At 64.1% G+C, this 22,829-nt stretch carries 22 protein-coding genes and 1 pseudogene; 15 read left to right on the top strand and 8 right to left on the bottom strand.

Annotation, left to right across the window (positions count from 1 at the left end; genetic code table 11):
• From HMPREF9710_RS16620 to lpxC, 7 genes are all read left to right on the top strand, one after another.
• Window positions 1–840: a cell division protein FtsQ/DivIB gene (locus HMPREF9710_RS16620; protein WP_005668242.1), complete on the top strand. Its 840-nt coding sequence runs from the start codon at window positions 1–3 to the stop codon at window positions 838–840.
• A gap of 15 nt (window positions 841–855) precedes the next feature.
• Window positions 856–2,088 (top strand): cell division protein FtsA, encoded by a 1,233-nt coding sequence (gene ftsA, locus HMPREF9710_RS16625; RefSeq protein WP_005668243.1) that lies wholly within the window; start codon window positions 856–858, stop codon window positions 2,086–2,088.
• A gap of 143 nt (window positions 2,089–2,231) precedes the next feature.
• On the top strand, window positions 2,232–3,431 hold the full coding sequence (ftsZ, locus tag HMPREF9710_RS16630; RefSeq protein ID WP_005668244.1) for a cell division protein FtsZ: 1,200 nt from the start codon (window positions 2,232–2,234) through the stop codon (window positions 3,429–3,431).
• Between the two features lie 141 nt (window positions 3,432–3,572).
• Window positions 3,573–4,076, top strand: a complete 504-nt coding sequence (locus HMPREF9710_RS16635) for a peroxiredoxin (RefSeq protein ID WP_005668245.1) — start codon at window positions 3,573–3,575, stop codon at window positions 4,074–4,076.
• Window positions 4,077–4,128: 52 nt separating this feature from the next.
• A complete protein-coding gene (locus tag HMPREF9710_RS16640; RefSeq protein WP_005668246.1) occupies window positions 4,129–4,578 on the top strand; it encodes a GNAT family N-acetyltransferase in 450 nt (149 codons plus the stop codon).
• A 47-nt stretch (window positions 4,579–4,625) separates the two neighbouring features.
• Entirely contained in the window at window positions 4,626–5,468 is an 843-nt protein-coding gene (locus HMPREF9710_RS16645) for a DMT family transporter (RefSeq protein ID WP_040777266.1), read from the top strand.
• A gap of 93 nt (window positions 5,469–5,561) precedes the next feature.
• Window positions 5,562–6,497 carry a UDP-3-O-acyl-N-acetylglucosamine deacetylase gene (gene lpxC, locus HMPREF9710_RS16650; RefSeq protein ID WP_005668248.1) on the top strand — a complete coding sequence of 312 codons (936 nt, stop codon included), beginning with the start codon at window positions 5,562–5,564 and terminating at the stop codon, window positions 6,495–6,497.
• A gap of 79 nt (window positions 6,498–6,576) precedes the next feature.
• Here lpxC and HMPREF9710_RS16655 read toward each other — a convergent pair whose 3' ends face one another.
• Window positions 6,577–7,068 carry a DciA family protein gene (locus HMPREF9710_RS16655; RefSeq protein ID WP_005668249.1) on the bottom strand — a complete coding sequence of 164 codons (492 nt, stop codon included), beginning with the start codon at window positions 7,066–7,068 and terminating at the stop codon, window positions 6,577–6,579.
• Window positions 7,069–7,316: 248 nt separating this feature from the next.
• Between HMPREF9710_RS16655 and secA the strand changes: the two genes are divergently transcribed.
• Window positions 7,317–10,103 carry a preprotein translocase subunit SecA gene (gene secA / locus HMPREF9710_RS16660; protein WP_005668251.1) on the top strand — a complete coding sequence of 929 codons (2,787 nt, stop codon included), beginning with the start codon at window positions 7,317–7,319 and terminating at the stop codon, window positions 10,101–10,103.
• Between the two features lie 47 nt (window positions 10,104–10,150).
• Here secA and HMPREF9710_RS16665 read toward each other — a convergent pair whose 3' ends face one another.
• Window positions 10,151–11,221, bottom strand: coding sequence for an N-acetylmuramoyl-L-alanine amidase (locus tag HMPREF9710_RS16665; protein ID WP_005668255.1), 1,071 nt, complete (start codon window positions 11,219–11,221; stop codon window positions 10,151–10,153).
• A 139-nt stretch (window positions 11,222–11,360) separates the two neighbouring features.
• On the opposite strand from HMPREF9710_RS16665, the gene argJ reads away from it, so the two are divergent.
• From argJ to HMPREF9710_RS16685, 4 genes are read left to right on the top strand one after another with little or no spacing between them, the layout of a single operon-like run.
• Window positions 11,361–12,599 (top strand): bifunctional glutamate N-acetyltransferase/amino-acid acetyltransferase ArgJ, encoded by a 1,239-nt coding sequence (gene argJ / locus HMPREF9710_RS16670; protein ID WP_005668258.1) that lies wholly within the window; start codon window positions 11,361–11,363, stop codon window positions 12,597–12,599.
• Complete coding sequence (locus HMPREF9710_RS16675; protein ID WP_005668261.1) at window positions 12,599–13,489, top strand: ATP-binding protein; 891 nt, start codon at window positions 12,599–12,601, stop codon at window positions 13,487–13,489. Before argJ ends, HMPREF9710_RS16675 begins: the two co-directional genes overlap by 1 nt.
• The gene (locus HMPREF9710_RS16680; protein WP_005668264.1) at window positions 13,482–13,898 is read left to right on the top strand and encodes an NUDIX domain-containing protein; all 417 of its coding nucleotides are present in this window, start codon (window positions 13,482–13,484) and stop codon (window positions 13,896–13,898) included. Before HMPREF9710_RS16675 ends, HMPREF9710_RS16680 begins: the two co-directional genes overlap by 8 nt.
• A 29-nt stretch (window positions 13,899–13,927) precedes the next feature.
• On the top strand, window positions 13,928–15,223 hold the full coding sequence (locus HMPREF9710_RS16685; RefSeq protein ID WP_005668265.1) for a D-amino acid dehydrogenase: 1,296 nt from the start codon (window positions 13,928–13,930) through the stop codon (window positions 15,221–15,223).
• Here the strand turns inward: HMPREF9710_RS16685 and HMPREF9710_RS16690 are convergent.
• The 6 genes and pseudogenes from HMPREF9710_RS16690 to HMPREF9710_RS16715 form a co-directional block, all read right to left on the bottom strand.
• Complete coding sequence (locus HMPREF9710_RS16690; RefSeq protein WP_005668268.1) at window positions 15,220–15,402, bottom strand: DNA gyrase inhibitor YacG; 183 nt, start codon at window positions 15,400–15,402, stop codon at window positions 15,220–15,222. The two genes, HMPREF9710_RS16685 and HMPREF9710_RS16690, sit on opposite strands and share 4 nt — an antisense overlap.
• 19 nt (window positions 15,403–15,421) lie before the next feature.
• On the bottom strand, window positions 15,422–16,177 hold the full coding sequence (zapD, locus tag HMPREF9710_RS16695) for a cell division protein ZapD (protein WP_005668270.1): 756 nt from the start codon (window positions 16,175–16,177) through the stop codon (window positions 15,422–15,424).
• 87 nt (window positions 16,178–16,264) lie between these two features.
• Window positions 16,265–16,882: a dephospho-CoA kinase gene (coaE, locus tag HMPREF9710_RS16700; protein ID WP_005668272.1), complete on the bottom strand. Its 618-nt coding sequence runs from the start codon at window positions 16,880–16,882 to the stop codon at window positions 16,265–16,267.
• Complete coding sequence (locus HMPREF9710_RS16705; protein ID WP_005668274.1) at window positions 16,879–17,754, bottom strand: prepilin peptidase; 876 nt, start codon at window positions 17,752–17,754, stop codon at window positions 16,879–16,881. The genes coaE and HMPREF9710_RS16705 overlap by 4 nt, the downstream gene beginning before the upstream one ends.
• 173 nt (window positions 17,755–17,927) lie before the next feature.
• Window positions 17,928–18,419, bottom strand: a pseudogene (locus HMPREF9710_RS27235) (RNA-guided endonuclease InsQ/TnpB family protein); the annotation flags it as partial.
• A 115-nt stretch (window positions 18,420–18,534) separates the two neighbouring features.
• Window positions 18,535–19,784 (bottom strand): IS3 family transposase gene (locus tag HMPREF9710_RS16715; protein ID WP_229409725.1). Its coding sequence is split into 2 segments (ribosomal slippage): window positions 18,535–19,499 and window positions 19,499–19,784, totalling 1,251 coding nucleotides; the frame shifts between segments, so codons are not numbered across the junction.
• Between the two features lie 62 nt (window positions 19,785–19,846).
• Between HMPREF9710_RS16715 and HMPREF9710_RS16725 the strand changes: the two genes are divergently transcribed.
• The 3 genes from HMPREF9710_RS16725 to HMPREF9710_RS16735 all read left to right on the top strand — a co-directional run bounded on the left by HMPREF9710_RS16725 (window position 19,847) and on the right by HMPREF9710_RS16735 (window position 22,722).
• Window positions 19,847–20,089, top strand: coding sequence for a DUF3147 family protein (locus HMPREF9710_RS16725; RefSeq protein ID WP_005668275.1), 243 nt, complete (start codon window positions 19,847–19,849; stop codon window positions 20,087–20,089).
• 275 nt (window positions 20,090–20,364) lie between these two features.
• Entirely contained in the window at window positions 20,365–21,411 is a 1,047-nt protein-coding gene (locus HMPREF9710_RS16730) for an IS256 family transposase (protein ID WP_267871914.1), read from the top strand.
• 93 nt (window positions 21,412–21,504) lie between these two features.
• On the top strand, window positions 21,505–22,722 hold the full coding sequence (locus HMPREF9710_RS16735) for an IS481 family transposase (RefSeq protein WP_005668277.1): 1,218 nt from the start codon (window positions 21,505–21,507) through the stop codon (window positions 22,720–22,722).
• The last annotated feature ends 107 nt before the right edge of the window (window positions 22,723–22,829 follow it).

The raw sequence follows: 22,829 nt of genomic DNA on the forward strand, positions 1-22,829 counted from the left end.
ATGTGGCATGACGTCCGGGCCCTCAACGCGACCGCCAGTTTCCTGACGGCGGTGACGGTGCTCGCCGCCTTGATCTCGGGCGTGTGGTGGCTGTCGCAGCGCCCGATGTTCGCGCTCGGTTCGGTGACGGTGGAGAGCATGTACGGAATCGAGTTGAAGCACGTAAACGAACTCACCGTGCGCAACGGCGTGCTCGGCAAGATTCGCGGCAACTTCTTCACCGCCGACCTGGAACAGGTGCGCGCCACCTTCGAGACCGTGCCCTGGGTGCGCCGCGCCACCGTGCGCCGCGAGTGGCCCAATGCGCTGGTGGTCGAGGTCGAGGAGCACGAAGCGCTCGGCACCTGGGGCGAGGATGGCCGCCTGTTGTCGGTGAAGGGCGACGTGTTCACCGCCAACGTGGCCGAGACCGAGGATGAGCAGGCGCTGCCGGCCTTCGACGGTCCGGTCGGCAGCGAGAAGGAAGTGCTGGCCCGCTTCAACGAACTGCGCACGGCGTTCGCTCCCGTGCAGCTGGTGCCGCAGGAGCTGTCGCTGTCCAACCGGTATGCCTGGACCGTGAAGCTGGACAACGGCATGAGCGTCGCACTGGGACGCGAGCAGGATCGCAACACGCTCAAGAAGCGCGTGCAGCGCCTGGTCGGCGTCTATCCGCAGCTGGTCGCCCGGCTACAGGAAGGCCGTATCGACACGATCGACATGCGCTATCCGAACGGTCTGGCCCTGTCGTCGGCGGCGCTCACGGTGCCGGTGGATGCGACGAAGCCGGTCAAGGCGGCAAAGAAGCCCAAAGAGTCACCCAAACATGCAACACCCAATAAAACAACCAAGCAAATCTGAAGCAGGCGAACAGCAATGACAAAAGACGCGAAAAACCTGATCGTCGGCCTCGACATCGGCACCTCCAAAGTGGTGGCCGTGGTCGCCGAGGTGATGTCCGACGGACGCCACGAGGTGATCGGGCTGGGTCAGCACGAGTCGAAGGGATTGAAGAAGGGCGTGGTCGTCAACATCGAGGCCACGGTCGAATCGATCCAGCGCGCGCTCGAGGAAGCCGAGCTGATGGCGGATTGCAAGATCCGCAACGTCTACGCTGGCATCGCCGGCAGCCATATCCGCTCGTTCAATTCGAGCGGGATGGTGGCGATCAAGGACAAGGAAGTGACGGCCACCGACGTGGCGCGCGTGATCGAGACCGCCAAGGCGGTCAACATCCCGACCGACCAGCAACTGCTGCACACGGTGCCGCAGGAATTCATCGTCGACAACCAGGAAGACGTGCGCGAGCCGATCGGCATGAGCGGCATTCGACTGGAAGTGCGGGTGCACATCGTCACCGGTGCGGTGTCCGCGGTGCAAAATATTGTAAAGTGCGTGCGCCGTTGCGGGCTCGAGGTCTCGGACCTGATCCTGCAGCCGATGGCGTCCGCCGACGCGGTGCTGACGGTCGACGAAAAAGAACTGGGCGTGGTCCTGATCGACATCGGCGGCGGCACCACCGACATCGCGGTGTTTTCGGACGGCGCGATTCGCCACACGGCGGTCATTCCGATCGCCGGCGACCAGATCACCAGTGATATCGCAATGGCCCTGCGCACGCCGACCGGCGAGGCGGAGGACATCAAGATCCGCTACGGCGTGGCCAAGCAGGTATTGGCCGATCCGGGCGAGACACTCGAAGTGCCAGGTCTCGGCGACCGCGGCCCACGCGCATTGTCGCGCCAGGCCCTCGCAGCCGTGATCGAGCCCCGGGTGGAAGAACTGTTCGCCATGGTCCATCAGGCCGTGCGCGAATCCGGCTACGAAGGCGTGCTGTCCTCGGGCATCGTGCTGACGGGCGGCAGCTCGATCATGCCGGGCATGATCGAGATGGCGGAAGACATCTTCCTCAAGCCCGCGCGCCTCGGCACGCCCGACTATCGGGGCCAGCTGGCCGACGTGGTGCGCAGCCCGCGCTACGCGACAGTGCTCGGCCTGTTGCTCGAAGCGAAGAAGCAGTACCTGCGCGGACACATCGTCACGCGCCAGGACGGGTCGGTGAAGGCGGTCTGGCAGCGCATGAAGGAATGGATAGCCGGGAATTTCTAAACTCTAGTAACAAATTCAGTTGTAAAAATTCGTCACGGGTACAAGGTTTTTAAATACAATCGCAGTTACCGGTTTGAGGCAGCGAACCAGCAACGCCAAGGCCTCTTCCCTGGAACCGCATTTTGAAAATTAGGGAGTTCATCATGGAGTTCGATATGGTCGATAACGCAGCACTGGGAACCGTGATCAAGGTCGTTGGCGTCGGTGGCGCCGGCGGCAACGCGGTTCAGCACATGATCAATAAAGGTGTGTCCGGTGTCGAGTTCATCGCCGCAAACACGGACGCACAGGCCCTGGCGGTTTCCAGCGCCAACAACATCATCCAGATTGGCGATTCGGGCCTGGGCGCGGGGATGCGTCCCGAGGTCGGCCGCCAGTTGGCCGAGCAGTCGCGCTCGCGCATCGAGGATGCCCTGCGCGGCGCCCACATGGTCTTCATCGCCGCCGGCATGGGCGGCGGCACCGGCACCGGCGCCGCGCCGATCGTGGCTGAAGTGGCGAAGACCATGGGCGCCCTGACCGTGGCCGTGGTCTCCAAGCCGTTCTCCTACGAAGGCCAGAAGTGCATGGACGTGGCCGAGGAAGGCCTCGAAGAACTGACCAAGCATGTCGACTCCCTGATCGTCATCCTCAACGAAAAACTCGAAGACATCTACGAAGACGAATCGATGCTCGACTGGATGAAGCACGCCGACGATGTGCTCAACAACGCGGTGGCCGGCATTGCCGAGATCATCAACGTGCCGGGCCACATCAACGTCGACTTCAACGACGTCAAGACCATCATGGGCGAGCAGGGCAAGGCCATGATGGGCACCGCGACCGCCGCCGGCGTCGACCGCGCGCGCATCGCCGCCGAGCAGGCCGTGGCGTCGCCGCTGCTGGACGGCATCGACCTGTCGGGCGCCAAGGGCGTGCTGGTCAACGTGACCGCCAGCCGCGGCCTCAAAGGCAAGGAGATCAAGGAAGTCATGGCCGCCGTGCGCGCCTTCGCGGCGCCGGACGCCTCGATCGCCCAGGGCATCGCCTACGACGACGCGATGGGCGACGAAATCCGCGTGACCGTGGTCGCGACGGGCCTGGGCAAGAACAAGAAGTCGATCCAGCTGGTGCAACCGCAGCAGCAGCTGCGCACCGGCACCTACGACGCGCCGGTGATGCAGGGCGCCGCGGCCGTCGCCGGCGGCCTGACCGCGGGCAAGGCCAGCGCCGACGCCCTGGGCGGCATGAAGCAGCCGGCCGTGTGGCGCCGCGAGCAGGCGTCCGAGCAGGTGCAGGCGATGCAGCGCAACGGCGTCGAGACCTACGATATTCCGGCGTTCCTGCGCAAGCAGGCCGACTGATTCGGTCGCTCGTTCGCGATGAAAAGGCCAGCGCAAGCTGGCCTTTTCGTTTGCGTCGCCGCGAAACGGCCGCAAGACCAGCACGCCCGATCCGGATCGGCGATAATGGCAAGATTCACAAAACATCAACAGGAGAACAGCATGACCATCCAGATCGGCGACCGCCTGCCGGAAGGCACCCTCGCGGAATTCATCGAGAACGAGACCGCGGGCTGCACGCTCGGCCCGAACACCTTCCAGGTGGCCGACCTCGTGAAAGGCAAGAAGATCGTGATCTTCGGCCTGCCGGGCGCCTTCACGCCAGGCTGCTCGGTGCAGCACGTGCCGGGCTACGTCAAGCACGCCGATGCGATCCGCGCCAAGGGCGTCGACGAAATCTGGTGCATCTCGGTCAACGACGCTTTCGTGATGGGCGCCTGGGGCCGCGACCAGAAGGCCACCGGCATCGTGCGCATGATGGCTGACGGCAACGCCACCTTCACCAAGGCCCTGGGCCTGGACAACGACTTCTCGGCCCACGGCATGGGCACGCGCTCGAAGCGTTACGCGATGCTGGTCGAGGATGGCGTGGTCAAGAGCCTGGACATCGACGCCAAGGGCGTCGACGTGTCGAGCGCCGAATCGATGCTGCAGAAACTCGGCTGATCCCGGCCGTATCCGCACTTGACGAACGGCGCTGCGGCGCCGTTTCCTACTTATGATCATCAATACCGAAACCCCCGACCAGCCAGAAGTCCGGGCCATGCTGGGCAAGCTGGACGCCTATTGCGCGGCGCTGTACCCGGCCGAGAGCAACCACCTGCTGGACATCGACGCGCTGCTGGCCGGCGACGTGCTGTTCCTGGTGGCGCGCGACATCGACGGCGCGGCGGTCGGCTGCGCGGCCCTGGCCAACCGCGGCGCCTATGGCGAAGTCAAACGCATGTATGTGGACGAGGCGCGCCGCGGCCTGGGCACGGGAAAGAAGCTCCTGGAACACCTGGCGATGTTCGCCCGCATGTCGGGCCTGGGCGAATTGAAGCTCGAAACCGGCATCCACCAGCCGGCCGCGATCGCGCTGTACGAAGGGTTCGGCTTCAGTCGCTGCGCGCCGTTCGGCGGCTACCGGCCCGACCCCTTGAGCCTGTTCATGGAGAAGCGCCTGTGACCGGGTTGGCGACGGCGCGCGGCCGCAACCTGTACAGCATCCAGGCGATGCTGCTCGCCGTCTTCATGTTCGCCCTGATGGACACGGCGATGAAGCTGCTCGCGGCGCGCTATCCGGCGCTGCAGGTGGCGGCGCTGCGCGCCATGTGTTCGTTGCCGCTGGTCGCCGCCTACGTGGCCTGGCGCGGCGCCTTCACGGGCGTGTTCCAGGTGCGCTGGTCGATGCACCTGCTGCGCGCCCTGCTGGGCATCCTGATGCTGGCCTTGTTCGCCTTCGGCCTCAAGAAGCTGTCGCTGGCCGAGGCCTATGCGATCTTCTTCATCGCGCCGGCCCTGATCACCGCGCTGTCGGTGCTGTTGCTGAAAGAGCGCGTCGACCTGGCGCGCTGGCTCGCCATCGGCGTGGGATTGTGCGGCGTGCTGGTGGTGCTGCGTCCCAGCGGCGCGGGCTTTCTCACCATCGGCGGCCTGGCGGTGCTGGGGTCCGCCGCCTGCTACGCGGTGTCGGCGATCACGGTGCGGGTCCTGGCGCGCACCGACCGCAGCGAGCACACGGTGTTCTGGCTGATCGTCATGATCGCGGCGGGCGCCGGAGTGCTGGCGGCGCCGGACTGGGTGCCGCTGCCCGCCAGCGAGATTCCGCTGCTGTGCGGCCTGGCGGTGTCGGGCTTCATCGGCCAGCTGGCGATCACCGAGGCGTTTTCGCGCGGCGAGGCCTCGAGCGTGGCGCCGTTCGAGTATTCGGCCCTGGCCTGGGGCGTGGGCCTGGACTGGCTGCTGTGGCGGGCGCTGCCCGACGGCTGGACCATCGTGGGCGCGGCCATCATCATCGGCAGCGGCCTGTATCTGATCCGCCACGAAAAAGACCATGCCGAGGCGGAACACCCCTAAGTGCGCATGGCTGCTGTCGCGACCGCGCCACCATGGCCCCGCCAATCGAGGGGGGCGGCAGCGCCGCTGTAAACGCTGGGCTATAATCGGCGCATGCTGAAACAACGAACAATCAAGGAACTGGTCCGCACCACGGGTGTGGGCCTGCACTCGGGCCGCAAGGTCGAGCTCACCCTGCGTCCGGCCGCGCCCGACACCGGCATCATCTTCCGCCGCGTCGACGTCGATCCGATCGTGGCCATCCCGAGCAGCGCCGACGTGGTGGGCGACACGCGCATGGCCTCGGTCGTGATGAAGGACGGCGTGCGCGTCTCCACCGTCGAACACGTGATGTCGGCCTGCGCCGGCCTCGGCATCGACAATCTCTACATCGACGTCACGGCCGAGGAAATCCCGATCATGGACGGTTCGGCATCGTCCTTCGTGTTCCTGCTGCAGCAGGCCGGCGTCGAAGAGCAAACGTCGCTGCGCAAGTTCATCCGCGTGCTCAAGGACGTCGAAGTGCGCCAGGGGAGCGGCGCCAACGAGAAGTGGGCGCGCCTATCGCCGCACGACGGCTACAAGCTCGACTTCTTCATCGAATTCAACCACCCGGCGGTCGATGGCACGATGCAGCGCGCCACCGTAGATTTCGGCGACATCACCTATGTGCGCGACGTGGCGCGCGCGCGCACCTTCGGCTTCATGCAAGACGTCGAGAGCCTGCGCGGCATGGGCCTGGCGCGCGGCGGCTCGTTCGAGAACGCCATCGTGATGGACGAATACCGCATCCTGAACACCGACGGCCTGCGCTACGAGGACGAATTCGTGCGCCACAAGATTCTGGACGCGATCGGCGACCTGTACCTGGTGGGCCACCCGCTGCTGGCCAGCTATACCGCGCACAAATCGGGCCATGCGCTCAACAACGACCTGCTGCGCGCGCTGCTGGCCCAGCCGGATTCCTACGAGATCGTCACCTTCGACGACCTGGGCACGGCGCCGCCGTCCTATGTGCGGCAGATGACGCGGGAGTGGGCGCAGAGCTGAGCCTGTCGCCCTGCACGGAATACACGATGGCTGCGGGTCCTGCAAGGGCCGCAGCCATTGTTCTTTCCGGTGTGCGGGATTATTTGCGCTTCGCCGCCAGCGCCCTGAGCGCCGCCACCAGGTCGCGGTTCTGCTGCGTCTCTGGCAGCGATTGCGCCAGTTCCTCGAAGGCCTGCACCGCGCGCGGCGGCAGCTCGAGCGTGCGCATCTCGGGCCGGTCGGGCAGGGCGCGCGTCACCTGCAGCTTGATCCGGGTCGATTCCACCTGCCAGCCTTTCTGCAGCAGGGTGGCTTGCAGTTTCGGCAGCAGCTGCTTGAGGCGGGCCGCCAGCGCCGAGCTGGGCACGGCCAGGGTCAGGACGCCCTCCTGGAACGACAGCACGTCGCAATTGTGAAAGATCGCCGGCAGCGCCGCCGCGCAGTCGGCCTGCAGGCGCGCCATGCGGCCGACGGCCGGCAGCAGGCTGGCCATGCGGTCGTTGGCGCGCAAGAAGTCGGTGGCGGCGTGCGAGGTCTGCCGGGTGCTGGTCCCGAAAATATGGAAGGGACGCTTGGGAGGAGATTGCTGCATGCTTGGAACATACCACAGCGCCCGCGCTTTGGGCGGACCGGGTGGCGGATCCGGCCCCGTGGCAGCGCCATCGAAGCCAGTTTGATAACGTTTCTGGCTCAGCAGGACTTGTTATCCTGCCTACGATCCCCAAGTGTGGCCGGATCGCATGATAAAATCGGTGGTTATTTGCCTAACTCTGTCGACGGTGCTTATCGCTTTGATATCATCTTGGCTTCTTTTTGCGGCGTATTTTTCTAGAACACAGCATGTCATTCCTGACCCAGATTTTCGGCAGCCGTAACTCGCGTCTGCTCAAGCAGTACCAAAAGACCGTGCGTCAGATCAACGCGCTCGAGCCACAAATGGAGCAGCTTTCGGACGCCGAACTGCAAGCCAAGACGCCAGAATTCAAGGATCGCCTGGCCAAGGGCCAGACCCTGGACGATATCCTGCCCGAAGCCTTCGCCGTCTGCCGCGAAGCGGCCAAGCGCGTGCTCAAGATGCGCCACTTCGACGTGCAGCTGATCGGCGGCATGGTCCTGCACCAGGGCAAGATCGCCGAAATGGGCACCGGTGAGGGCAAAACCCTGATGGCGACCTTGCCGGTCTACCTGAACGGTCTGTCGGGCAAGGGCGTGCACGTCATTACCGTCAACGATTACCTGGCCCAGCGCGACGCGGACCAGATGGGCCAGCTGTACGGCTGGCTGGGCCTGAGCACCGGCGTCAACCTGTCGCAGCTCGACCACGACAGCAAGCAGAAGGCCTACGGTTCCGACATCACCTACGGCACCAACAACGAATTCGGGTTCGACTACCTGCGCGACAATATGGTCTACGACGCGCGCGAACGCGTGCAGCGCAGCCTGAATTTCTCCGTGGTCGACGAGGTCGACTCGATCCTGATCGACGAGGCGCGCACCCCCTTGATCATCTCCGGCCAGGCCGAGAACCACACCGACCTGTACCACCGCCTGAACGAAGTGCCGCCGCAACTGACCCAGCAGATCGGCGAAGAAACCCCGGACGGCAAGGGCAAGATCGAGGTCCCGGGCGACTACCTGAAGGACGAGAAGGCGCACACCGTGCTGCTCACCGAGCAGGGCCACGAGCGCGCCGAGGCGATCCTGACGCAAATGGGCCTGCTGCCCGAAGGCGCGTCGCTGTACGACGCCGCCAATATCTCGCTGATCCACCACCTGTATGCGGCGCTGCGCGCCCACGTCCTGTACCACAAGGACCAGCACTACGTGGTGCAGAACAACGAAGTCGTGATCGTCGACGAATTCACCGGCCGCCTGATGACGGGCCGCCGCTGGTCGGACGGCCTGCACCAGGCGGTCGAGGCCAAGGAAGGCGTGCGCATCCAGAACGAGAACCAGACCCTGGCCTCGATCACCTTCCAGAACTACTTCCGCATGTACGCCAAGCTGGCGGGCATGACCGGCACCGCCGACACCGAAGCGTTCGAATTCCAGGAAATCTACGGCCTGGAAACCGTCGTCGTGCCGCCGAACCGTCCTTCGCAGCGCAAGGACCGCCAGGACCAGGTCTACAAGACTTCGGAAGAAAAATACAACGCGATGTTGAACGACATCCGCGACTGCTACGAGCGCGGCCAGCCGGTGCTGGTCGGCACCACCTCGATCGAGAACTCGGAGCTGCTGTCCGGCATCCTGACCAAGGCCAAGCTGCCGCACAACGTCCTGAACGCGAAGCAGCACGCGCGCGAAGCGGAGATCGTGGCCCAGGCCGGCCGTCCGAAGATGATCACCATCGCCACCAATATGGCCGGCCGCGGCACCGACATCGTCCTGGGCGGCAACGTCGGCAAGCAGATCCAGATCATCGAAGCCGACAGCAACCTGTCGCCGGAACAGAAAGCCACCCAGGCGCAGCAGCTGCGCGACGAATGGCAGTCGCTGCACGACCACGTGGTGAACGCCGGCGGCCTGCACATCATCGGCACCGAGCGCCACGAATCGCGCCGCGTCGACAACCAGCTGCGCGGCCGTTCGGGCCGCCAGGGCGACCCGGGTTCCTCGCGCTTCTACCTGTGCCTGGACGACGCGCTGCTGCGCATCTTCGCCGGCGACCGCGTGCGCGCCATCATGGACCGCCTCAAGATGCCGGAAGGAGAACCGATCGAGGCGGGCATCGTGTCGCGCTCGATCGAGTCGGCCCAGCGCAAGGTCGAAGCCCGCAACTTCGATATCCGCAAGCAGCTGCTCGAGTACGACGACGTTGCCAACGACCAGCGCAAGGTGATTTACACCCAGCGTAACGAACTGCTGGAGTCGACCGACATCAGCGAGATGATCAACTCGCTGCGCGTGGGCGTGTTCACCGACCTGGTGCGCGACTACGTGCCGGCCGAGTCGGTCGAGGAACAGTGGGACGTCAAGGGCCTGGAAAGCGCGCTGTCGTCCGAGTGGAGCCTGGATGTGCCGCTGCAGCAGATGCTGCAGGACGAACCCAACCTGAACGACGACGACATCCTCGAGCGCGTGCTGGCCGCGGCCGACGCCTCGTATGCGTCCAAGGTCGGCGTGGTGGGCAAGGAGTCGTTCGGCGGCTTCGAGCGCAACGTGATGCTGCAGAGCGTGGACACCCACTGGCGCGAGCACCTGGCGGCGCTGGACCACCTGCGCCAGGGCATCCACCTGCGCGGCTATGCGCAAAAGAATCCGAAGCAGGAATACAAGCGCGAAGCGTTCCAGCTGTTCAGCAATATGCTGGACCTGATCAAGAACGAAGTGATCCGCACCGTGATGACCGTGCGCATCCAGTCGCGCGAAGAAGTCGAGGCGGCCGAGGCGGCGATGGCGGCCCAGGCCGCGCAGCTGGAAAACGTCAACTACCAGCACGCCGACTTCAACCCGTCGGCCGCGCCGGAAGAGCTGCTCAATCCGAACCCGAACCGCAGCGGCGACGGCGAAGCCGTGTCGGCCGAAGACCACAACAGCTATATGGGCGTGAAGGTCGGCCGCAACGATCCATGCCCTTGCGGCAGCGGCAAGAAGTTCAAGCAGTGCCACGGCAAGCTGGCGTAACCAGCCACTAGCCAGCATGCGAAACGGCCGGGGCGACCCGGCCGTTTTCATTCGTCCATCACCATCCGCCGGTAGCGTTCCCAATCCCAGCCCGCGCCCGGATCGGTATGCGTCTGCCCGGCGTGATTGACGTGGCCTTTCAAGTTGTAGTCGGCCTCCGGCAGCACCGCGTTCCAGCCGCGAGTGCCGTCATACACCCGCGGCGCGATGCCGCGCGCCGCGAGGATGGCGCGCGCCAGGGCGCTCGAGGCCATCAGCATCGGTTCCGAATACCAGGCGTCCGGCTGCTCGACGAAGCCTTCGTGCTCGATGCCGACCGTGTGGCCGTTGGCGCTGCCCGCATGCCAGGCCTTGTCGCTTTCTTTCACCATTTGCGTGATCTGGCCATCCGACGAGCGCACCAGGTAGTGGGCGCTCACGCCGGCGCTGCAGTTGCGGAACCACGAGATGGCGCCCGCATACGAGCCCTGGGTCGTGTGGATGGTCACGTGGCTGACCGCCAGCGTGCGGCTCGAGTAATTGCAGCTGGCCGCCGGCAGCCAGGTCGCTGCAGGGTAGTCGGCCAAGGTCAGCGCCGGTGCCGACAGCACGTCCAGCCGGGCCTGGCCATAGATGCGCGTGAGGTCGACCGGCAGGCGCGTGACCGCGAAATCCGGTCCCTGGCGTCCTTCTCGGATCGCCATATAGATGTCGTAGGTGTGGATTTGCGCGACGTCGCGTTGCGCGATGCCGCACAGGCGCGCCAGCGCGTCTTCCCAGGCTTCCAGCGGCGACTGGCGCGTCAGTCCTGCGCCATACAGCGCGAGCAGGGCGGCAGCGCCACGAATATTGCTGGGCGTGTCCAGCGCCAGCCGGCGTGACGGCATGCCGAGCAGGGCGGCGGCCAGGCGCAGCGAGCGGCCGAAATGCGGATCGTCGCGCAAGCCCATGATGCCGTAGGACTGCGGCAGGCCGTGGTGCGAGGCCGCCTGCGGCGATGGCGGATGCCAGCGCGACTCGGCCCAGGCGACCGCTTCGAGCAGCGCCGGCGGCACGTCGAATTCAAGCGCGGCATCCTGGAAATGCTGCTGGCAACGCCGCGCGGCGGCGCTCAACGCGATCTGGTTCGATGCTGACATGGCGGCTCCCGTCGGTTCTGCTCCTGCATGTTTTTCCTATCGGCATCCGAGCGCGTTGATGTGCAGCAGAAACCTCGCAGCATGGCCAGGGCGCTGGCGTTACAATAACGAATTCGACAATTTTTCCAACGAGATCACCATGGCCGTCAATTCCCCCCTGCCAGTCGCTGCCGACCTGAAGCCCGTCAACGGCGTCGAGATCGGCTTTGCCGAAGCCGGCATCAAGAAGCCGAACCGCAAGGATGTCCTGATCATGAAGCTGGCCGAGGGCGCGACCGTCTCCGGCGTGTTCACCCTGAACCGCTTCTGCGCCGCGCCGGTGCAGGTCAGCAAGGCCAACCTGGAGGCCGTGAAGAACGGCGGCGCGCCGATCCGCGCGCTGGTGGTCAATACCGGCAACGCCAATGCCGGCACCGGCGAGCAGGGCCTGGCCAACGCCAACGCCACCTGCGCCGAAGTGGCCAAGTTACTGGGCCTCGAGGCCGGCCAGGTGTTGCCGTTCTCGACCGGCGTGATCCTGGAACAGCTGCCGATGCCCAAGCTGCTGGCCGGCCTGCCCGCCGCCGCGGGTAGCCTGAAGGCGGACAACTGGTTCAACGCCGCCGAGGCGATCATGACCACCGACACCCAGCCGAAGGCTGCCTCGCGCACCGTCACCATCGGCGGCCATGCCGTGACGATGACCGGCATCAGCAAGGGCGCCGGCATGATCAAGCCGAATATGGCGACCATGCTCGGCTACCTGGCGATCGACGCCAAAGTCGCCCAGCCGGTGCTGGATGAACTGGTGAAACACGCGGCCGACCACTCGTTCAACGCCATCACCATCGATGGCGACACCTCGACCAACGATTCCTTCATCGTGATCGCGACCGGCACCGGCGGCCTGTCGATCGACGCTGCCAGCGGCGCCGACTATGAGGCGCTGAAGGAAGCCGTGACCGACATCTCGCGCAACCTGGCGCAGCAGATCATCCGCGACGGCGAAGGCGCGACCAAGTTCATGACCATCACCGTCGACGAAGGCGTTGATGTGGCCGAGTGCCGCAAGATCGCCTATGCGATCGCGCACTCGCCGCTGGTCAAGACCGCCTTCTTCGCGTCCGACCCGAACCTGGGCCGCATCCTGGCCGCGGTCGGCTATGCCGGCGTCGACGACCTCGACGTGACCAAACTCGACCTCTACCTGGACGACGTCTGGGTGGCCAAGAGCGGCGGCCGCAATCCGGATTACAAGGAAGAAGACGGCCAGCGCGTGATGAAGCAATCCGAGATCACGGTGCGCGTCAAGCTGGCGCGCGGCGACGCCACGGCCACCGTCTGGACGTGCGACCTGTCGCACGACTATGTCTCGATCAACGCCGACTATCGTTCGTAATGACGCCGCTCGACCAGTTTCTGCGCCGCGCCGAAGGCCTGCTCGAGCGCCTGGAGGCGGTGCTGCCGCCGGCCAGCGCGCGCGAGCCGGATTGGAAGCGCAGCTTCGCCTTCCGCTGGCGCCGGCGCCCGGCCGGCGGTGGCAACTACCTGCAGCCGGTGCTGCACGCATCGACCATCAAGCTCGAGGACCTGCAGCACGTCGCGGCCCAGAAGCGCCAGATCGAACAGAACACGCGCCAGTTCGTGGCGCGCCGCCCGGCCAACAACGTGCTGCTCACCGGCGCGCGCGGCACCGGCAAGTCTTCCCTGATCAAGGCCTGCCTGAACGCCTTTGCCGATCAGGGCCTGCGCCTGATCGAAGTCGACAAGGCCGACCTGGCCGACCTGCCCGACATCATCGACCTGGTCGCCGGCCGGCCGGAGCGCTTCGTGGTGTTTTGCGACGACCTGTCGTTCGAAGAGGGCGAGGCCGGCTACAAGGCGCTGAAGGTGGCGCTCGACGGCAGCATCACGGCGCAGTCGGACAATGTGCTGATCTACGCCACCTCGAACCGGCGCCACCTGATGCCCGAGAAAATGTCGGACAACGCCAGCTACCGTCACGGCGAGGACGGCGATCTGCATCCGGGCGAGACGGTCGAAGAAAAGATCTCGCTGTCCGAACGGTTCGGATTGTGGCTGTCGTTCTACCCGTTCCGCCAGGACGACTACCTGGACATCGTCGGCCACTGGCTGGCCGACTTCGGCTGCACGCCCCAGCAGATCGAGGCCGCGCGCCCGGAGGCCCTGCAATGGGCCTTGCAGCGCGGCTCGCGCTCGGGCCGCGTGGCCTGGCAATTCGCGAAGGACTATGCCGGCAAGCTGCCGGATGCATCATCGAATGACTGAAACAAGCAATCAAGCGCCGGTCGACGTCGCCGTCGGCATCCTGATGCGGCCCGACGGCGACGTCCTGCTCGGCCAGCGTCCCGACGGCAAACCGTATGCCGGCTACTGGGAATTCCCGGGCGGGAAGGTCGAGGCGGGTGAAGACATCTTCGCCGCCCTGCAGCGCGAGTTCATGGAAGAACTCGGGGTGCAGGTGGTGAGCGGGGACGCCTGGTGCTGCGTCGAGCACGTGTACGAACACGCCCACGTGCGCCTGTATTTCTACATCTGCCGCGAGTGGTTAGGGGAGCCGCAAAGCCTGGAAGGCCAGGCCTTCGCCTGGCAGGGCGCTTTCGGCGTGAGCCCGCTGCTGCCGGCCACCATTCCGCTGCTCGCGTGGCTCGACCGGGTCCGGTATCCGGAACGCTAAGCGCGGACCATCAATCTCAAGGAGAACGTGTGAAGGTCATCATCCTCGGCAGTGGCGTCATCGGAACCGCATCGGCGTATTTCCTGGCCAAGGCCGGGCATGACGTCACCGTGATCGAACGCCAGAGCGGCGCCGGGATGGAGACCAGCTTCGGCAATGCCGGCGAGATCTCGCCCGGCTATGCCACGCCCTGGGCCGGCCCCGGCGTGCCGCTCAAGGCCCTCCGATGGCTGGCGATGCGCCACAGCCCCCTGGTGATCCGGCCGCGGATGGATCCGCAGCAGTGGCGCTGGATCCTGCAGATGCTGGCCAACTGCAATACCCGCAGCTACCAGGTCAACAAGGGCCGCATGGTGCGCCTGGCCGAGTACAGCCGCGACGTGCTGGTCCAGCTGCGGCGTGACACCGGCATCGCCTACGACGAACGCAGCAAGGGCACCCTGCAGCTGTTTCGCACCCAGAAGCAGCTCGATGGCGCGCACACCGATACCGAGGTGCTGGAGCGTTCCGGCGTGCCTTACAAGCTGCTCGACCGGGAAGGCTGCACGCGGTACGAACCGGCGCTGGCGCGCGTGCCCGGCAACTACGTGGGCGGCCTGCTGCTGCCGAACGACGAGACCGGCGACTGCTTCAAGTTCACCCAGGCGCTGGCCGAACTGGCCAAGGGCCTGGGCGTCAAGTTCCGGCACGAGGTGAAAATCGAGCGCCTGAACGTCGAGGGCGACCGCGTGACCGGCGTCGTCACGAATAAAGGCGAACTGAAGTCCGAGGCCTTCGTGCTGGCGCTGGGCAGCTACTCTCCGCTGATGCTCAGGCAGATCGGCATCCATATCCCGGTCTATCCGGTGAAGGGCTACTCGATCACGGTGCCGATCACGGACGCATCCGGCGCGCCCGAATCGACGGTGATGGACGAGACCTATAAAGTGGCGATCACGCGCCTGGGCGACCGCATCCGCGTCGGCGGCACGGCGGAGCTGTGCGGCTACGACCTGCGCCTGCACCAGGCGCGGCGCGACACGCTCGAGCATTCGGTGACGAACCTGTTCCCGGACGGCGGCGACGTGCGCCAGGCCTCGTTCTGGTGCGGCCTGCGGCCGATGACGCCGGACGGCACGCCGGTGATCGGACCGACGCCGTATCGCAACCTGTTCCTGAACACCGGGCATGGCACGCTGGGCTGGACCATGTCGTGCGGCTCGGGCCGGGTGCTGGCGGATATCCTGTCGGGACGCCAGCCCGAGATCGGGCTGGAAGGGCTGTTCATGGACCGCTATGGGCGGCGCAACAGGCCGGTGGTGGCGCCGGCGGGGATCGCCGTTTAACGTTCGGTCGGCGGTTCATCGAGCGGGTCGCTCGGCGCGCCGCCCGGAATCACGAACTTCTCTTCGGCCCAGGCGCCCAGGTCGATCTTCTTGCAACGCTCGGAACAGAACGGACGAAACTTGTTCGCTTCGATCCATTCGACTTGTTTGCCGCAGGTGGGGCAGGCGACTACGGTCATCGGTACTACCAATCAAAAATCAGAAATTGCAGAGGGTCAGGTCGAACGGCACGTCTTCTTCCAGCGGCTTGGGCTTGCAATCGCCGTCCTGGGTGGTGAAGCGTACCCACAGCATGTACTTGTTGGCCGAGATCTCGGGGATCGCTCCCGTCGACTCGTCCAGGGTCAAGCGCAGCATCTGGTAGATTTTACCCTGTAACATCTGTTGATAGCTGCCCGCTACGGCGATCATCTTGACCGGCGCGCCCGAATTGCGCAGCAGGCGCAGCACCAGGGCCAGCGCCTCGAGCAGCGGGGCGAGCGGGCCGAACCAGCCCATGATGTCGGCATGGCGCTGCTCGGCCGGGCGCTTCTGCCAGGCGTAGTAGGAGGGCAGGTCGAATTCGCAGGCGCCGCCCGGGATGATGGTGCGGCCGCGGATGCTCATCAGCCATTCGTTGTCGCGCACGTTCTGGCCGGTCTTGCCCTGGCTGGTGACCAGCGCGCTGCTGGCCTTGTCCAGTTCGGCCAGGACGGCGTCGAGCGTGTCGGCGGCAACGGCGGGATTGCTGCGGTAGGCCAGCAGCGATTGCTTCTGCCGTTCGAGTTCCTGCAGCAGGTCCGATTTCAGGTCGGCGCGGCCGGCCACTTCCAGCATGTCGAAGATCGTCGCGAGGGCGACATGGTGCTGCATCGGGTGTTCCTGCTGCACGAAGAACTTGAACTTCTCGTACAGGTCCTCCAGCCGCAACAACGTGCGAATCCTCTCGTTGAAAGGGTATTCGTAGACGATCAAAATGACATTCCTCTGAATGTAGGCTGGCAAGCAACTTGGTGATTCTGAACCATACGAAGCGAAATTACAAACACTGCATCAACCTTGTTACATACTCAATGCCAGATACCGCTCGTGCAAGCGTATTACCTGGGGTAACAGGGCCTCCAGGCCGTCGTCGTTGTCGATCACGTCGTCGGCCGCCGCCAGGCGCTGGGCCCGCGTGACCTGGGTCGCCATGATGGCGCGCACCTGGTCGGCCGACAGGCCACTGCGCTGCATGACACGGGCCACCTGGGTGTCTTCCGAGCAGTCCACGGCCAGCACGCGCGACACCCGCTCGCGCCATGTTCCCGACTCGATCAGGAGCGGCACCGCGAAGATCACGTACGGTCCGGTGGCGATGGCCGCCGCAGCGGCGGTGGCGTCGCGGATGCGCGGATGCAGGATCGCTTCCAGCCGGCCGCGCGCGCCGGCATCCGTAAACACCAGGCTGCGCATGCGCGCGCGGTCCAGGGCGCCGTCAGGCGTGGCGAAGTCGGGGCCGAATTCGGCCAGGATGGCCGGCATCGCCGCGCCGTGCGCGGCGGTGAGAGAGTGGGCGATGGCGTCGGTGTCGACGATCGTGGCGCCCAGGCCGGCGAACAGCTCGGCCACGGTGCTCTTGCCGCAGCCGATGCCGCCGGTGAGACCGACCGAGAACGCCATGCCATCCGCCGTGTTCATGCGCCGCCCAGCAGGCCGGCGCTGAAACGGCCCAGCTCTGCGCCATACAGCATGGCGATCAGGCCGGCCGCCGCCAGGTAGGGGCCGAAGGGGATCGGCTTGTCGCGTCCGCGCCGGGCGAACACGATCAGGCTGATGCCCACTAACGCACCCACCACCGACGACAGCAGGATGATGGTCGGCAGGGCGGTCCATCCGAGCCAGGCGCCGAGCGCCGCCAGCAGCTTGAAGTCGCCATACCCCATGCCCTCCTTGCCGGTGGCGAGCTTGAACACCCAATACACGGCCCACAGCACCAGGTAGCCCGCGGCGGCGCCGATCACGGCGTCCTGCAGCGGCACGAAGGTGGCGTTGATGTTCATGAGCAGGCCCGCCCACAGCAGCGGGTAGGTCAGGTCGTCCGGCAGCAGCTGGGTGTCGAAATCGATGAAGGTCATGGCGATGAGCAGCCAGGCGAACAGCAGGCTACTCATGCCCGCCGCGCCGCTGCCGAAGGTCCACACCATCAGGCCCGAGACGACGGCCGTGAATAGTTCGATCGCCGGATAGCGGGCCGGGATCGGCGTCTTGCACTTGCGGCACTTGCCGCCGAGGGCGAGCCAGCTGATGACCGGGATGTTCTCGATGGCCGTGATCTGGTGGCCGCAGCAGGGGCAGCGCGAGCGCGGCACCATCAGGTTGAAGCGGTCGGTATGCGGCGGCTCCTTGCCGCTTTCCTGCGCCACGTAGTTGTCGGACTCGCGCTGCATCATCTTCGGGATGCGGTAGATGACCACGTTCAGGAAGCTGCCCACCAGCAGGCCGAGCAGCGCGGCCACGAGGGTGGGGCCCAGCAGGGCAGGGGGCGCAAACAACAACGATTCCAGGGGCATGTCGATCCGGTCCGAGACGAAAAGGCGGCGCCGTCCGATGATCGACGGTCTGCCGCAGAGTAATTCCTTACATCAAGCTCATTGTAGGGGTTTTCCGTTCCTTCAAACTTACGCAAAGCTATTTATATTTAACTTTGCTGTTGAATTCCTGCTTCATAGGGGACGGTTTCGCCTCACACTTGATGTGCGAGGCCAGCGCCCTCCCCTCCACAGGCAGCTACGGCGGAACTCGCCGCTAGATTTTTCAAGTTGATCGCCGCGTTCACGTCGCGATCATGGTTTGTCCCACAGCCCGGGCAAACCCAGCGGCGAGTGCCCAGATCGAGTACAGCAAGCAGGTAACCGCAGCATGAACACGTTTTACTGCTCGGATACCAACGGTCGACTACCACTACCTGCCCACCACGTTGCGCCGCCTTGTACTCCAGCTGCCTGCGCAACTCACCAAAACCCATGTCGGCAATGGCGCGCGACAAGCACCGGTTGGCAAGCATGCCTTTGACATGCAGATCTTCGATGCCGATGGTGTGGAATCGGTGCGTGATATTCGTGCTGAGCTTGTGGAGGCTGTCGCGCCGCAGGCTGGCAATCCTGGCATACAACTTGGCTAGTTTCTTTTTCGCTTTGCCACGGTTGCGCGAACCCTTCACCTGCCGGGACAAGTCGCGCGATAACCGTCACACCCGATCCAGGAGCATTGCCAGCGCTTTTGGTCCAACAAAGGTTTCACCATTCGACAATTAAAGTGGACCCATCAGTCAAGACACTCAGCCGGCTAGTTTAAGCTGTGTCCATTTCCACTTCAGCAGCTGCCCGGCGCTGCCCCGTTCCGCCGTTTTTCTCCGGCTCTTGGTCCGCGTCGCCGAACTTGTCGACGATCAACGCACCTCCTCCAACACCGGCACGGTAGACATGATCTGGCGTCTCGTAGCCCAGCGCCTGGTGTGGACGCTCGGCGTTGTAAAACGCGAAGTACTGTGCCAGGCCGACTGTCAGCTCGGCCATGTTGGCGTAGCCCTTCAGGTACACGTCCTCGTACTTCACGTTGCGCCACAGGCGCTCGACGAAGATGTTGTCCAGCGCCCGTCCTCGCCCATCCATGCTGATGGCCACGCCTTCGCGCTTGAGCACGCTGGTAAAGGCGTCACTGGTGAACTGCGAGCCCTGGTCGCTGTTGAATACCTCGGGCTTGCCGTGGTGGCGCAATGCCTCCTCCAGACAGTCCACGCAGAACGACGCGTCCATGCTGTTGCTGATGCGCCAGGCCAGCACACGACGCGAGTACCAATCGATGACCGCCACCAGGTAGGCAAAGCCGCGCGCCAGCCGAATGTACGTCAGGTCCGTACTCCACACCTGGTTCGGCCGCGTGACCGCCACCCCGCGCAGCAGATAGGGATAGACCTTGTGCTGCGGGTGCGGCTTGCTCGTGGACGGCCCCGGCGCCATGCCCGCCAAGCCCATTTCCCGCATCAGGCGCTGCACGCGCTTGCGGTTGACGCGGTGCTCTCGGCCTCGCAGGAAGACCGCCATGCGCCGGCTGCCGTAGAACGGGCGGCTGGTGTACTCCTCGTCGATCAGGGCGCGCAGCTGGCCGTCCTCCTCCTCGATGCATTCCTGTCGGGCCGCCGCCTCCAGCCGCCGATACACGGTCGAACGCGGCACGCCGGCCAGCTCGCACTGCATCGTCAGCGGTATCTTGTCCTCGCGCTCGATCCACCGTGCCCGCTCGGCCGGACTCATTCCCCAAGCTTTTTTTTGAGCCAATCCACCTGCATCTTCAGCTTGCCGATCTCGCTGTACAGCTTGTCCTCCGGGCTGCTTTCGTCCACCGGCTTCGGCCCGCGCTTGACGTCGAACAGGGCGCCGGCGTTCTCCAGGATCTCCTTCTTCCACTGGCCCACCAGTACTGGATGCACGCCGAATTCCTGCGCAATCTCCGTCACCGTCTTCACCCCACGCACCGCTTCCAACCCAACCTTGGCCTTGAACTCGGCGCTGTGCACCCTGCGTTTTTTACCTTCACTCATTCGCTGTCATCCTTTCGCGGACGACAGCTTAAACCACCGTCTCAGATTCGGGGTCCACTATAATGATCACACTGCTCACCTTGGTGTGGCTGCATGTCGAAAACCAGCCAGAGGCCAAGCTGGCGAACCACGCCTGGTACACGTTCTGGTACGTGGTGCCGACTCTGCCGATGTTCCTTGCGTTTCCGTGGCTGCTGCCGCGCTTGGGGTTCTGGTGGACCTTGGGCGCCTGCGCACTGATCACGATGGCTTGTTTTGGCGCGTTTGCACTCGTAATGAAACAATTCGGCGTCGTTCTTCTTTAAGCATGCTCCTGATACGCAGCAGGAGCAGCGAGACAAGAATAGCCTGACATGATGCAGGGATGAGCCTCGAGAAATAGGTGTAAAAAGGCATTAAAAGCGGAGACTGCGATATCAACAAACAGCCACAACGCGAGACGTCCGCCCGCGAATTTGATGTCGTGCGAGAATGTAAAAATAGAAGCAGTCTTGATAAACGCTGTGCGAGCCTGTCAGAATTTCTGTGTGGAACCGGGGTCATGAAATAATCCCGAAAGGACTGTTCCATGACCGAAGTGATGACCACTAAGAAGCTCAAGAAGCAAAAAGCAGCATACCCATTCCCCGTCGAGCTGATCGACCAGTTGCTGGCCCAGGTTGAGAACAAGGACGCTGAGTCGATCCTTGGCGAATCGGGCCTGGCCGGGCAACTCAAGAAGATGCTGGCCGAACGTATGTTGTCGGCCGAGTTGAACCATCACTTGGCCAACGAGGAAGAAGGCACTAAAAACCACCGTAACGGCAGCAGCCCTAAGAAGGTGCTCACGCCCGGCGGCGAGCTCCACCTGGACGTGCCGCGCGATCGCCTGTCGAGCTTTGAGCCCAAGCTGGTGGCCAAACATCAGCGCCGGATGTCTGGCTTTGATGATCACGTCATCAGCATGTACGCGCGTGGGATGAGCGTGCGTGAGATCCAGGCGCATCTGCTGGAGTTGTACGGTACCGAGGTGTCGCCGGACCTGATTTCGACCATCACCGACGAGGTGCTCGACGAGGTCGCACAGTGGCAACAACGGCCGCTTGAAGCGATGTATCCAATCGTCTATTTCGACGCGTTGCGCCTGAAGATCCGGGACGAAGGTACAGTCAAGAACAAGGCTGTGTATTTGGCTCTGGGCATTCGTGCCGACGGCCGCAAGGAAGTGCTGGGTCTGTGGATCGAGCAGACCGAAGGCGCCAAGTTCTGGCTGAAGGTTTTCAACGAGCTCAAGAATCGTGGGCTGGACGATATCCTGATCGCTGTCGTCGATGGCCTGCGTGGCTTCCCCGAGGCCATTGAAGCCGTTTATCCGCAGGCGCAGATCCAGACGTGCATCGTGCACCTGATCCGCAACTCGACGACGCTTGCGGCCTGGAAGGACCGTAAAGAGCTGGCAGCGGCGCTCAAGCCGATTTACCACGCTGCCAATGCCGACCTGGCAGAAGCGGCGCTGGACGCGTTTGCGGAAGGTCCATGGGGCACTAAGTTTCCGACCGTGGCTGCAATGTGGCGGCGCCAGTGGCAGCAGGTGATTCCCTTCTTTGCCTACCTGTTTAGTTCCGTGCGATCATTTTCCTCGTCGTAGCTGGCCTTTGTTCCGTGCAAAGGCTATGCTCGACGACTTGATTGCTGGATTCAGCAGTCCCGGCATTCAATCGCACCAGGAGGAGTTGGCAGCATGAGTTCACGCATTCACCCGCAAGCCCGTACCACCCCGAAAATCCGACAGGAGATCAAGGATTCGGGCCTATCCGACCGACAGGCCGCGAAGGTTTTCAACATCAGCCGCCCGACCGCCCGGAAATGGCTCAAGCGGGACGACGTGCAGGACCGCTCGCACCGTGCCCACACGCTGCATACGACCTTGAGCGCAGCGCAGGAAGCCATCGTGCTCGCGCTGCGCCAGTCGCTCTACTTGCCCCTCGATGATCTGCTGTTCATCACGCGGCAGTACATCAATCCCGACGTTTCTCGATCAGGCATTGCACGCCTGCTCAAGCGCGAAGGCATGTCGCGTCTTGAAGACGTGATCCCGAAGGCCGAGGGCGAAACGATCGCTCCCAAGAAGACCTTCAAAGACTACGAACCAGGCTTTATTCATATCGACATCAAGTACCTGCCGCAGATGCCGGACGAGACCTCGCGCCGCTACCTGTTCGTCGCCATCGACCGCGCTACCCGCTGGGTCTTCATGCACATCTACGGCGACATGACCGACAAGAGCAGCGTCGATTTCCTGCGCCGCTTGAAGCTGGCCTCGCCCATCAAGATCAGCAAGATCCTGACCGACAACGGCTCGCAATTTACCGACCGTTTCGCCACCAAAGACAAAAAGCCAAGCGGCCAGCACGCCTTCGACGTGGCTTGTGCCGCACTGCCTGCCGAGCACCGTCTGGCGCCGCCGCGGCACCCGCAGACGAACGGCATGGTCGAGCGTTTCAACGGTCGCATCAATGAATTGCTGCAGCAGACCCGCTTCGACAGCCGTGCCGATTTGCAGACCACATTGATGAACTATTTGAAGCTATACAACCACCACATTCCGCAGCGTGCACTCGATGCAAAGACGCCCATCCTCGCGCTCAAAGAATGGCAGCAAAAACGGCCGGAATTATTCGTTAAGCGGGTTTATGAACAGGCGGGACTTGACACCTACCCGCCTGAAGTGCGCACGATTATCTACACGACCAACGCCATCGAGAGCCTGCATATGCGCCTACGGAAGATCGTCAAGAACCGCGGCCACTTCCCCAGCGACGAAGCCGCGACCAAGTTATTGTTCCTGGCCTTGCGCAATATCGAGAAAGATTGGAAGATGCCGCAGCGTACCTGGAAGCAGGCTGCCAACCAGTTCGCTATCATGTTCGGCGAGCGCTTCACGAACGCAATTATCTAACTCTGAATTCTGGCCCCGCACACAGAATTTCTGACAGGTCCCGCTGTGCCCGTTGTACTCGAAGGACCGGATGTTCCTTGCCCGCGACTGTTCAGCCTGGCATTGGA

This window comes from Massilia timonae CCUG 45783 (genome assembly GCF_000315425.1).
Taxonomy (GTDB): domain Bacteria; phylum Pseudomonadota; class Gammaproteobacteria; order Burkholderiales; family Burkholderiaceae_D; genus Telluria; species Telluria timonae.

Bases quoted from the DNA above. Each gene is read 5' to 3' on its own strand.
- HMPREF9710_RS16620 (WP_005668242.1), top strand. From the start codon at position 1: ATGTGGCATGACGTCCGGGCCCTCAACGCGACCGCCAGTTTCCTGACG.
- ftsA (WP_005668243.1), top strand. From the start codon at position 856: ATGACAAAAGACGCGAAAAACCTGATCGTCGGCCTCGACATCGGCACC.
- ftsZ (WP_005668244.1), top strand. From the start codon at position 2,232: ATGGAGTTCGATATGGTCGATAACGCAGCACTGGGAACCGTGATCAAG.
- HMPREF9710_RS16635 (WP_005668245.1), top strand. From the start codon at position 3,573: ATGACCATCCAGATCGGCGACCGCCTGCCGGAAGGCACCCTCGCGGAA.
- HMPREF9710_RS16640 (WP_005668246.1), top strand. From the start codon at position 4,129: ATGATCATCAATACCGAAACCCCCGACCAGCCAGAAGTCCGGGCCATG.
- HMPREF9710_RS16645 (WP_040777266.1), top strand. From the start codon at position 4,626: ATGCTGCTCGCCGTCTTCATGTTCGCCCTGATGGACACGGCGATGAAG.
- lpxC (WP_005668248.1), top strand. From the start codon at position 5,562: ATGCTGAAACAACGAACAATCAAGGAACTGGTCCGCACCACGGGTGTG.
- HMPREF9710_RS16655 (WP_005668249.1), bottom strand. From the start codon at position 7,068: ATGCAGCAATCTCCTCCCAAGCGTCCCTTCCATATTTTCGGGACCAGC.
- secA (WP_005668251.1), top strand. From the start codon at position 7,317: ATGTCATTCCTGACCCAGATTTTCGGCAGCCGTAACTCGCGTCTGCTC.
- HMPREF9710_RS16665 (WP_005668255.1), bottom strand. From the start codon at position 11,221: ATGTCAGCATCGAACCAGATCGCGTTGAGCGCCGCCGCGCGGCGTTGC.
- argJ (WP_005668258.1), top strand. From the start codon at position 11,361: ATGGCCGTCAATTCCCCCCTGCCAGTCGCTGCCGACCTGAAGCCCGTC.
- HMPREF9710_RS16675 (WP_005668261.1), top strand. From the start codon at position 12,599: ATGACGCCGCTCGACCAGTTTCTGCGCCGCGCCGAAGGCCTGCTCGAG.
- HMPREF9710_RS16680 (WP_005668264.1), top strand. From the start codon at position 13,482: ATGACTGAAACAAGCAATCAAGCGCCGGTCGACGTCGCCGTCGGCATC.
- HMPREF9710_RS16690 (WP_005668268.1), bottom strand. From the start codon at position 15,402: ATGACCGTAGTCGCCTGCCCCACCTGCGGCAAACAAGTCGAATGGATC.
- coaE (WP_005668272.1), bottom strand. From the start codon at position 16,882: ATGAACACGGCGGATGGCATGGCGTTCTCGGTCGGTCTCACCGGCGGC.
- HMPREF9710_RS16705 (WP_005668274.1), bottom strand. From the start codon at position 17,754: ATGCCCCTGGAATCGTTGTTGTTTGCGCCCCCTGCCCTGCTGGGCCCC.
- HMPREF9710_RS16725 (WP_005668275.1), top strand. From the start codon at position 19,847: ATGATCACACTGCTCACCTTGGTGTGGCTGCATGTCGAAAACCAGCCA.
- HMPREF9710_RS16730 (WP_267871914.1), top strand. From the start codon at position 20,365: ATGACCACTAAGAAGCTCAAGAAGCAAAAAGCAGCATACCCATTCCCC.
- HMPREF9710_RS16735 (WP_005668277.1), top strand. From the start codon at position 21,505: ATGAGTTCACGCATTCACCCGCAAGCCCGTACCACCCCGAAAATCCGA.